This is a genomic window from Streptomyces sp. NPDC058662 (assembly GCF_042716255.1).
Lineage (GTDB): Bacteria > Actinomycetota > Actinomycetes > Streptomycetales > Streptomycetaceae > Streptomyces.
This window is the reverse complement of record NZ_JBHXRU010000117.1, coordinates 1-9992: the sequence shown is the minus strand read 5'-3', so window position 1 is coordinate 9992 and position 9992 is coordinate 1. Positions and strand designations below refer to the sequence as shown.

Sequence of the window (9992 nt, the reverse complement as noted above, 5' to 3'; positions counted from 1 at the left end):
GCGCCGGGGCCGCGCCGCGCCCGCCCGGCCCGGGGGGGGGGGGGCCGGCCGGGCGGGGGCGCGGGGCCCCGCCCCGGGCCCCGCGCCTCAAACGCCGGCGGGGCTGGAGGGGGGTGCGGCTCAGGAAGGTGGTGCGGGTCGAGGTTCGGGGCTCCGCCCCGGGGCCCGCGCCTCAAGCGTCGGCGGGGCTGGAGGGGGGTGCGGCTCAGGAAGGTGGTGCGGGTCGAGGTTCGGGGCTCCGCCCCGGGGCCCGCGCCTCAAGCGTCGGCGGGTGGGTGGTGGGCGGCGCGGGTGGAGGATTGGGCTTCGGCTGCGGTCCCGTGGGTTGCGTGCTCGCGGGACTGGTGGGGAGGGGTAGGGGTTGTGGGGTGGTGGCGGGTTGACGCGGACGCGTTGGCCGGGAGTCGGTTCGTGGTGTCGGCGCTCGCGGAGACCACGGCGGCGCTGATGGCGTTGGAGCGGCGTACGGCGGGGCATCCGGGGGACCGGGCGTGGCTCGCGGAGCGGCTGCCCGGCTACCGGGCCCGGCTGGCGGGCCGGCCGCTCGACGCCGACCTGGTACGGGCGGCCCTCGGGCGGCAGTGGCTCGCCGGGTTCCTCACCCCGCCCCCGGACGGCCGCCCCTTCGAGGAGGAGCTGGCGGCGGTGCGCGCCACCCCGACGCCGTGGTGAGGACGGACCTGCGGGCCGCGTCCCGGCTGCCCGAGTCGCTCCACCGGGCCCGGGGGCTCGGGCCGCGCACGGCCGAGCTGCTGGAATGGGTCTGGACGGAGACCGTGCTCCCGGACTGGGAGCGCCGCCGGCGGGTCTGCGAGGCGGATGTCCTGGTGCGGACCCGGCAGTTGAGCCTGGGGGGATGGTCGGCGGCGCTGTCCGGGATGCGGCCGGGCATGGCCTGGCTCGGCGGGGGCCGGCTGCGGATCAACCTCCAGCGCCGGCCGCCGCGCGAGCTGTCGGGGGAGGCCGGGCTGGTCTTCGTACCGGTCACGCCGGGCCACGGGTGGGTGTCGTGGAGGGGTTCGCGGCGGCACGCGCTGGTGTACCCGTGCGAGGGGCAGCTCGCCCAGCCGGCCGCGGGGGCGCCGCACGCGCTGGTCCGGCTGCTGGGTCCGGCCCGGGCCAGGGTGCTGGTACTGCTGGAGAGCCCGAAGTCGACCACGCAGCTGGTGGCGCTGACCGGATTGAGCCTCGGCGCGGTGGCCGGACAGCTGAAGGTGCTGCTCGACGCCGGTCTGGTCCTGCGGAGGCGGGCGGGCCGGAGCGTGCTCTACGCGCGGGTCGCGGCCGGGGACGTGCTGGTGTCGGCCGCGACCCGCCCCGAGTAGGGTTGCGGGAGTTACCAGAGGTAATCCGCCCGTCGCGAGGGAGCTGCCATGCCCGGCTGGAACGCCGCGAACATCCCCGTCCAGACCGGCCGGACCGCGGTCGTCACCGGAGCCAACAGCGGGATCGGCTACGTCACCGCCCGGGAACTCGCACGGCGCGGAGCCTCGGTGGTGCTGGCCTGCCGCAGTGCCGCGCGGGGGCGGGCGGCCCTGATCCGGCTGCGTACGGAAGTGCCCGCGGCTGAGGTGCGGTTCGCCGAGCTCGACCTCGCCGACCTGTCCTCCGTACGGGAGTTCGCCAAGGCTTTCGGGCAGCAGCACGCCTCCCTCGACCTGCTCGTCAACAACGCCGGCGTGATGGCCCTGCCGTACGGGCGGACCGCCGACGGGTTCGAGACCCAGTTCGGGGTCAACCACCTCGGGCACTTCGCCCTGACCGGGCTGCTCCTGCCGAGGCTGCGGGCGGCCGCTCCGGGGGCCCGGATCGTCAACGTGTCCAGCGGCTTCCACGTGCTCGGCGACATCGACCTCGACGACCTGGCGTCCGAGCACGGCTACCGGCGGTGGGTCGCCTACGGGCGCTCCAAGTCCGCCAACCTGCTCTTCACCCACGAGCTGTCCCGGCGCTTCGCCGCCGCCGGCTCCACGGTCGTCGCCGCCGCCGCGCACCCCGGTTACGCCTCCAGCAACCTCCACGCCGGGGCCTCGCGGCTGGAGGGCCCGAGCCTCAACTCGCGGGTGGCCGCGATCGGCAACGCGATCGTCGCGCAGCCCGCCGCCACGGGCGCCCTGCCCACCCTGTACGCGGCCACCGCCCCCGGGGTCCGGCCGGACACGTTCGTCGGCCCCCGGTTCGGCTGGCGCGGTGCGCCCGCCCCCTCCTGGCGGGCCAAGTGGACCCTCGACGACAAGTCCGGCGAACAGCTCTGGGCCGCCTCCGAGAAGCTCACGGGAGTCTCGTACGCATCCCTGCCGCGCTGACGCGCCCTGACGGGGTACGCGGACCGCCCTCTGCCCCTGACGCGCCCCCGGGGTGCCTCCGGGCGCCCCCGGACGGACCCTGATCCACGGGCTCCGCGCGCCGGAGACTCGGCGGCATGGGCGACGACGATACGGACAACCACCCAGCCAACCGACCGGAAGACCTCGCGGACAGCCGGCCGAAAGGCGCTGTCCCTCTCCTCCTCAAGGAGCGCGCTCCCCCTCAAGCAGCGGGCTTCTATGCCTGGTTGCGCGTCCTGCCCGCCATCCCCGGGATCTCCAGATGCAGGCACGCCGCGAAGTGGACGTTGCCCATGCCCGCGCGCAGGAGTGTCGACAGCCGGATGTCGTGGGTGAACGTGAGGGAACGGCCCGCCAGCTGGGGGTCGTCCAGGGTGGCGACCGTCACGGTGGCGGGCTGGGTCGGGTCGAGTTGGACGTCGTAGCCTGCGCCGGTGGCGGTGACGGCTACCGGGGAGCCGTGGATGTCCAGGCCGCTGGGGGCGTGGATCGTGTAGTCGGGCATGGTGTTGCGGCCGTCGCGGATGCGTTGCGGCAGCAGCTCCTTGTCGCCCTGCTCCACGCGGGCTCCGTTGGCGTCGAGGACGGTGTTGCCGTGCATGCAGTACGTGTGCACCTTGACGCCCGAGGGGACCCGGAACTCGCCGTTCGCCTGGTCCCAGGAGCCGTGGCCGCTGAGGACGATCCCGTCGGTGCGGCCGGGGGTGTTGTGGGCTTCCCACTCGTCGCCGGTGCCGGCGTTGACCGTCGGGCGGGTGGCGGGCATGCGCTGCACGGTGGCGGCGGGAGGCGTTTCGGTGCTGTGCGGCTCGTCGGGGGTTCGGGTGCGCGGGGGGTGCGGCCGGCTCATCGCCCGCCGTGCGTTCACCTCCGCCTCGCGCTCGAAGCGGTCGGACGGATCGCTGACGCGCAGGCCGAGACCGTTGTCCGTACCGGCCACGGGGCCCTGCCGCTGCTGGATGACGTGGGTCAGTTCATGGGCGAGCGTGTGCTTGTCGCCGCCGCCCCTGCCCAGGACCACATGGCTGCCCGAGGTGTAGGCGCGGGCGCCGATCTCCGCTGCCGAGGCCTGGGCGTCGGCGCCGTCGTGGATCCGTACGTCGGTGAAGTCGGCGCCGAGCCGTGACTCCATCTCCGCACGGACCGAGTCGTCCATCGCCCTGCCCGGGCCGCCCAGCACGCTGTGGACGGAGGAACGCTGCACCGCGGGCACTTCGGGCTGCTGCTCGTGCTCGTGGCCGCATCCGGGGCCGTGCCGGTCGTGCGGTGCGGCCGCCGCTCCGCGTCGGCCTGCGCGCCGCAGCATCTGCACGACCGCGGCGTTGCCGACGCTCGCCTGGAGCCCCAGAAGGCCCGAGGGGCCGCCGGTCACGGACGCCGGACGAGCCGACGGGCGGGCGGGCCGGGTGTTCTCCTCGGCCCTGCTCTGCTGGCGCATCCGCTCGCTCCTTTTGCCGTGGTTCAGTTGCGCCCTCGGTTCGGTGAATCCACCGAACCGAGGATCTCGCTCCTGCTTACCCGAGTCGGTCGACCCCCACAAGGCACCGCCCGGCCGTCCCCGTTACCGCCAGAGCGGCCTGGCCCGCGCCCGCGGCCGTGACACGCGGGCCCCGGAGGTCCTCGGCCGATCGCTGACCCGACGACGAGGGCGTCGGAGTCTGCGGGCGTTGGCGTGCGCATCCAGCCGTCCGCACCGCACCGCACCGCAGCCCGGCCCAGCCCAGGAGAAGCAGCCTGCAGCCCGGATCTCACCCGACAGGGCGGTTGGCCCTACTAGTTCCAACGGGGGCAACAACCATCCCCGCCCCTCAGTCGATCCCGCGTCTTGTGGTGGGCGCCTTCCACAACCGCTGAGCGTGGTCGGTTGTCTGGGCCAGCCGAGCGGCGGGAGGTGACGCCCCGTGCCATGCGATCACCGCGCGTCGTCGTCCGCGTCGTCCAGGGCGGGGGGCTCCTGCCAGGTCAAGGTGTCCAGTGGCCGCGGCAGGCTCCGGGTCGCGCCGGGCACGGCCCTCGTCACCGCGGACGCCTCGTCGCTGAAGTAGGCGCCCGGCGTCCGGCCGGTCGCGGATGCTGCTGTGCTTGAGGTCTTCGTGGTGGTCATCTCGTCCCCCTGATTCGTCCCCGGTCAGGCCCGGCGGAAGGCCGGCACACAGGCTGGCTGCGAAAGCGTATCCACATTCCGAACTGCAGTCCGAGGAGTTTTCTTCGGCCGCATTCCCAGGTCGGACCTTCCTGGCTCCTGACCGGCCGCCCGTGCGCAACGTCCGCCGCGGCGACGGCGTCGACCACCACTTCCGGGCCCGACGCCTCACCGCCCGTCCGCCGCTTCACGATCACCTCTCGGAGACCACCAGACCGGTCGCAGGGGCCGACTCAGCCCGTACACCCAGCGGGTCCGCCCGGCCAGCGACGGATCGCCGGTGGGCTCGGCGACCTTACTGACGACCTGGGCCATCTCGTCCTGTGACGAAGCAGGCTTGTCGGCAGGGACGGGCGTGGGTTGTGGGACGGTTCCATCGTCCTGTCTTGGGCCCGGGCGTCTGAGTATCCGCACTCATGCCGTCAGCCGGTTGACGGGCAAGGATGTGCAGGTCCCTGACCTCGATTCGCGAGAGGCCCTTGATGCGTCCGATGGACCCGGCTCGTGTGGTGCCCGCGTATCCGAACGGTCCGTCGGCGCCCGGGCGGCGGCGCCCGCACGGCGGGTGGTACGCCGTACCGGCGGTCATGACGCTCGGCGCGCTGCTGATCTCTCTCTACGGCGCCCTGTGGGGTCTGGTTGTGAGGGCGGGCAAGCACATCGTGTGCGATTCGACCACGAGCTGCGCCGCGTCCCCGTACGAGGCGGCCTACACCACCCCCGGGTGGCCCGTGTGGACCTTCGTCACGGCCGCGACGCTGTTCGCCATGGCACTGCTGGTATCCGCCGGACTGCTGGCGGCCCGCTGTCGCAGGCTCTCGCAGGTGACCGCGTGAACAACGGTGCCGGGATGGAGGAGACCCGACCGCCCGTCAACCGAGCGGCCCGGCTCAGCACTTACGCCGCCCTCTGCGGTGTCGGATTCTTGCTGAGTTTCCTCACCTTTTACGGCTGGGTGTTTCCGCAGCTCACCTTCGCGGGGGTGGTGGCGTGTGGGCTGTTCGCCGTCGTCGCCGTCGTCGCCGGCCACGTGGGACGCCTGCGGCGACGACGGGACGAGCGAGGCATGGCTCTGCTCGGCATCCTCTGCGGGGAGGTCGGCCCCGGCCAGGACCCGTCCGTTCAGCGGGGTTTGCGCGACCCGCCGCGCCTGCGCCGCCCGCTCCGGCGGGCGGGACCGCAGGTCGGCGGCCTCGGGGACGGCCGCCGGAGTCGCTCGACGTTTTCTAGGTCGAGTGACCTATAGTCGTTCCGTGGACAACGATCAGCTGGTGCACGACCCCGCCGGACCGGTGCTCCTCGTCGGCGGGTACGGAACGGTGGGCTCGGAACTGGCCCGCATGGCGGCCGGGCAGTGGCCCCTCCTGCTCACGGGCCGCTCGCCCGCCGGGGCCGTGGACCTGTGCCGCGAAATCGGCGCCGAGGTGCGGCGCTGGGACCTCGGCGCCCCGGAGCCGTTCCGCGCCGCGGTGCGGGCCGTGGTGGGCGTCGTCAACGATCCGGACGACCGGGTGCTGCGGGCCGCCCTCGCCGGCGGGGTCCCGTACGTGGACGTGACGCGCTGGACGTCCCGCGTGCAGCGCGCGGCCGCGCTCGCCTCGCTCGGCCGGCCCGACGCGGGCCCCGGCGCGCCGGTGCTGCTCTCCTCGGGCTGGATGGGCGGTGTGGTGCCACTGGTCGCCGCCGCCCTCGCGGAGCGCCTCGGCGGGGCCGACAGCGTGGAGACCTCCATCCGCTACGACCTGGCCGACCGCGCCGGAGCCGACTCGGTGGAGTTCATGGACCGCCTCGGCGTCGACTTCGAGGTGCGCGAAGGCGGACTCTCCAGGAGAGTCGCGCCGCTCAGCGGCGCGCGGACGCTGACCATCGGCGATTACCGCACCAAGGTGGCCAGGATCGACACGCCCGAGCAGTTCACGCTGCCGCTCACCCTCGGCGCCCGCACCGTGACGACCCGCATCGGCTTCAGCAGCGCCGCCGCCACCTCCACCCTGGTCGGCCTGGGCCGCATCGGGTTCTTCCGGCGCGCCCGCGGCGAGCGGTGGCGTCCGGTTCGGCGACGCCTGCTGTACGCCCCCGGGGACGGCGGCACCGCCGCCCTGCGCATCGAGGTCGAGGGGCCCCTGGGCGCCCTGCTGGCCACCGTCACCGATCCGCACGGCCAGGCCCGGCTCACCGCCGTCGGAGCCCTGCTCGGCCTGCGCCGGGTCCTCGGCGCCGACGGCGCGCCGGCGCGGACCGGCCTCGCCTTCCCCGAATCCCACCCGCTGCCGCAGACCGTGCCGGCGGCGCTGGAGGCAGCGGGCGTACGGGTCGAGGTCACCCCGCGCGACCCCGCCGGACCCGTCGCGGGGGCTGCCGCGTGAGCACGGCGAAGGGGGCCACCCGGCGTGCCGCCCTCCTCGACGCCGCCGAGCGCACGCTCGTCGGCGGCGGCCACGGCGCACTGTCCCTGCGCGCAGTGGCCGAGGCCGCCGGGGTGCGCCTCGGTCACCTCCAGTACTACTTCCCCACGCGCGACGGCCTCCTCGACGCGGTCCTCGACCGCCTCCTGAGCCGCTCCCTGGAGCGCCTCGCGGACGTCGCCCCCGGCCTGGGCGGCGGGGACGTGGCGGCGGAGCCGGTTCCGCTGGAGCGCGTGATCACCCTGCTCCTCGCCGAGCAGGACGACCCCGGCCTGGTACGGGTGTTCGTCGAGCTGTGGGCCCTGGCCGCGCGGGACGAGGCCGTCGCCGCGGCCGTCCGGGCCTTCTACGGGCGTTACGCGGACCTGGTGGCCGAGCAGGTCCGGCTGCACCTGCCCGACCTGCCGGAGCCGGAACGGCGCGCACGGGCGGAGGCCTTCATCGCCCTGCTCGAAGGCAGCGCGCTGATGCGCTCGGGCATCGCGGGCAGCGCGTCGCCGGCGACGGACGCCCTGATCTCGCAGACGGCCTACGTCCTCCTGACGGGGCCAGCACGTCTTGCAGGGCCCCCTACGCGTAACCTGCGAAGCCCCTGACTACGCCGGTAACGCTGTGGGCACCATTGCCCACGCCGCCGGGCACGGGCTTGTCGGACTGCCTTGCCGGTACGCCGGAGAGCAGCGGCAACGCCCCGTCAGAGCCGCCCGTTGGGATCGTGCAACCGGGCGAGGTTCTGCCGGGCGAACATCTCCGCCGGGTTGCTCAGGACGTCGGCGGCCGCCAGGTCGTCGAGAATCCCCCAGTACCCTGCGATGGCCTCGCCGCGGTGTCCGGCGGCCGCCAGGGCGTACGCGAGGTTGTTGCGTACCGCGATGGTGGCGGCATCCGCCGGGCCGAAGACCTCCACGCTCTGGTCCGCCAGCGGGCCGAGCAGGAGGAGGGCCCCGTCGAGATCGCCCCGCGTCCGGTACTGCTCCGCCAGCGACAGCCGCTGGGATACCACCGCGCGATCCCGCGGCGGCTCGTCTGCCAGGCGCGCCGCCTTCACCGAGTCCCACACCCGCCGCGTCACGTCGAGAGCGGACACGTCCGGATCCCCTGGGTCCCGCAGCTCGGACGCGCCCGGCCGCAGGCCGCCGGCCCGGTGCGTGGCGAGCGCCCAGGAGGCGAGGTGTTCCCGCAGCTCCGCCACGGACAGACGCTCCACGAGCAGCCAGGTGGTGGTGTCGCCCGAACCGAGGCCCAGGATGCTCCCGTCCGGACCGGCCGCACGTGCGTGACCGAAGTTCGGGAACATCGAGAACTCGAACCGCCAGCCGCGGCCCTTTCGTTCGACGTCGTCGAGGGTGAGGGCGTAGAGCCAGTCCAGGGCCCGCCACGGGACGGACAGCAGTCGGCGGACGGGCCCGCGGACGGCCACGGCGGAGCCGCCGAGCACCAGCCGCAGCCCCTGGACGGGTCGGCCGGTGGGCCCGGTACTTCCCCCGAGGTACGTCACGTCCCGGATCACGAGTCGCTCCACGTGCCACCCTCCCCCGCCACAGCCGGGCCCGCCGCCACGCCCGGTTGCCCGGGGCACCCCGGGCCAGTCCCGTGTGCCCTACCCCCGGCCCCTGGTCCTGACGCGCACAGGGGCCCGGCAGACGTACGGCCGTCACCCGGCTCCCGAGCACAGAACGTCAGGGCCGGAGTACCCCTTGGTCCGGATACGACCGCGACTGGCGGCGTGAGCGGTATCGCGGCGCCGGCCCGGGAGCTTCGACGGCGTCGGGCGTGTGCTGCCCTCTCCAGCGCACAGTGTTGCCTGCTCCGGGCTGTGCGCGGTTCTGAGATGGTCAGATGGTCCCGAAGCCGACCCAGTTCACGCGCCACTGCTGCTTCTGGGTGGCTTTGTTCATGAGAACAGGTCCTGGCTCACTTTCCGTGGAGGGCTGACTGAGGGTCAAGTCAGTGGCGGAGCTGGCCCGACCGAGAATCTGAGCCGAGGCGTACTCGGTCGGCCCCGGCCGTCGGGCATGATCTGCTGGACGGGACGGCGCGGGGGGCGCGCCCTTCCGGAACACCGACTGGGGGGACACGTTATGGAGTGGGGAACGCTGGTCGCCACGCTGGGCGGCGGTCTGATCGCGATAGCGGGCACGGTTCTGGCCGACCGCCTACGCACCCGCCAGGAACACCGTCGCGGCCTTGAGGCGCGCCGCCGGGACGTCTACACGGAGTTCATCGCGGCGGCGGGCGCGGCTCACACCGAACTGCGCCGCCTCGCGCAGAGCGGCGCCGAGGCGACCGACCTGGAGGAGGCAAGCCGCCGGGCGCTGACGGACGCCCGCATCTACGAGGTGCGCGAGCGCCTCTTCCTCGACGCCAGCGCCCGGATCGCGGGAACGGGCCAGACCATGTTCGAACGCCTCCGCGCTCTCCGAAAGGTGGTCGCGGCGGGCGCCGGCATCTCGACCCCCGCCTTCCATGACATCTACCACCCCTACCTGGACGCGGTCTGGGCCTACCGCGAGGCGGTCCGCAACGAGCTGGAGGGCCCCGCCCTCACCCCTGCCGACTTCGGCTGGTCCGTGTGGGACGGCCGCGAGCGCTGCCCACACTGCGGGCAGCGCGGGACGGACACGGCGCCCGAGCCGCTGACCCCGCCCCAGCCACGAGCGCCGGGACAGCAGCACCTCCAGCCGGAGCACCCTCGCTTCGGACGGTAGGAACGGCCTCAACCGTCACCCACGGTGCACGCATCACGGAAAGTGAGCCAGAACGCGCGAAGTGTTGGGGTGGTCCAGGGTGGTCCAGCCGAGGGTCTGTTTCGCGAAGCGGGGACCAGGCGGGGAGCGGGCGTGGCTCGGCCCCCGGGGACCGGTACGCCGGGGCGGCTTCCGCTGACCCATCGCGCAACGTGCCCACCGCGCTCGTGCCTCTCGGATCTCACTGCCAGCTGGCTGTTGCCCTACCGGTAGCGGTACACGTCCAGGCCCCGAACCAGGCATCCGTTCAGGGCCGATGTGCCACGGGGGACCTCGCTACAGACTGGGGCGGAACCCGACCGGCCGGCCTTACCACCAGGCGGGGCGAACGTGGGTGGGGGTGGCCCCCCGCTTTCCCCGGGGGCGCCCC

The 9992-nt window shown here is 74.1% G+C and carries 8 protein-coding genes and 1 pseudogene; 6 read left to right on the top strand and 3 right to left on the bottom strand.

Going from position 1 to position 9992, the window contains the following annotated elements:
• The first annotated feature begins 363 nt into the window (after positions 1–363).
• Both ACFWUQ_RS27710 and ACFWUQ_RS27705 read left to right on the top strand, forming a co-directional pair.
• A pseudogene (locus tag ACFWUQ_RS27710) lies at positions 364–1325 on the top strand (ArsR family transcriptional regulator).
• Between the two features lie 48 nt (positions 1326–1373).
• A complete protein-coding gene (locus ACFWUQ_RS27705) occupies positions 1374–2306 on the top strand; it encodes an oxidoreductase (RefSeq protein ID WP_384543418.1) in 933 nt (310 codons plus the stop codon).
• 238 nt (positions 2307–2544) lie between these two features.
• Here the strand turns inward: ACFWUQ_RS27705 and ACFWUQ_RS27700 are convergent, their stop codons facing one another.
• The gene (locus ACFWUQ_RS27700) at positions 2545–3765 is read right to left on the bottom strand and encodes a DUF4157 domain-containing protein (RefSeq protein WP_384543416.1); all 1221 of its coding nucleotides are present in this window, start codon (positions 3763–3765) and stop codon (positions 2545–2547) included.
• 474 nt (positions 3766–4239) lie between these two features.
• Positions 4240–4431 (bottom strand): hypothetical protein, encoded by a 192-nt coding sequence (locus ACFWUQ_RS27695; protein WP_384543413.1) that lies wholly within the window; start codon positions 4429–4431, stop codon positions 4240–4242.
• Positions 4432–4961: 530 nt separating this feature from the next.
• On the opposite strand from ACFWUQ_RS27695, the gene ACFWUQ_RS27690 reads away from it, so the two are divergent.
• From ACFWUQ_RS27690 to ACFWUQ_RS27680, 3 genes are all read left to right on the top strand, one after another.
• On the top strand, positions 4962–5306 hold the full coding sequence (locus ACFWUQ_RS27690) for a hypothetical protein (protein WP_384543410.1): 345 nt from the start codon (positions 4962–4964) through the stop codon (positions 5304–5306).
• 456 nt (positions 5307–5762) lie between these two features.
• Complete coding sequence (locus ACFWUQ_RS27685; RefSeq protein ID WP_384543441.1) at positions 5763–6836, top strand: saccharopine dehydrogenase; 1074 nt, start codon at positions 5763–5765, stop codon at positions 6834–6836.
• Positions 6833–7471, top strand: a complete 639-nt coding sequence (locus tag ACFWUQ_RS27680; protein WP_384543407.1) for a TetR/AcrR family transcriptional regulator — start codon at positions 6833–6835, stop codon at positions 7469–7471. The genes ACFWUQ_RS27685 and ACFWUQ_RS27680 overlap by 4 nt, the downstream gene beginning before the upstream one ends.
• Positions 7472–7569: 98 nt before the next feature.
• Here ACFWUQ_RS27680 and ACFWUQ_RS27675 read toward each other — a convergent pair whose 3' ends face one another.
• Positions 7570–8397: a hypothetical protein gene (locus ACFWUQ_RS27675; protein WP_384543404.1), complete on the bottom strand. Its 828-nt coding sequence runs from the start codon at positions 8395–8397 to the stop codon at positions 7570–7572.
• Between the two features lie 559 nt (positions 8398–8956).
• Between ACFWUQ_RS27675 and ACFWUQ_RS27670 the strand changes: the two genes are divergently transcribed.
• Complete coding sequence (locus ACFWUQ_RS27670) at positions 8957–9583, top strand: CchlQ (RefSeq protein WP_384543402.1); 627 nt, start codon at positions 8957–8959, stop codon at positions 9581–9583.
• Positions 9584–9992 lie beyond the last annotated feature (409 nt).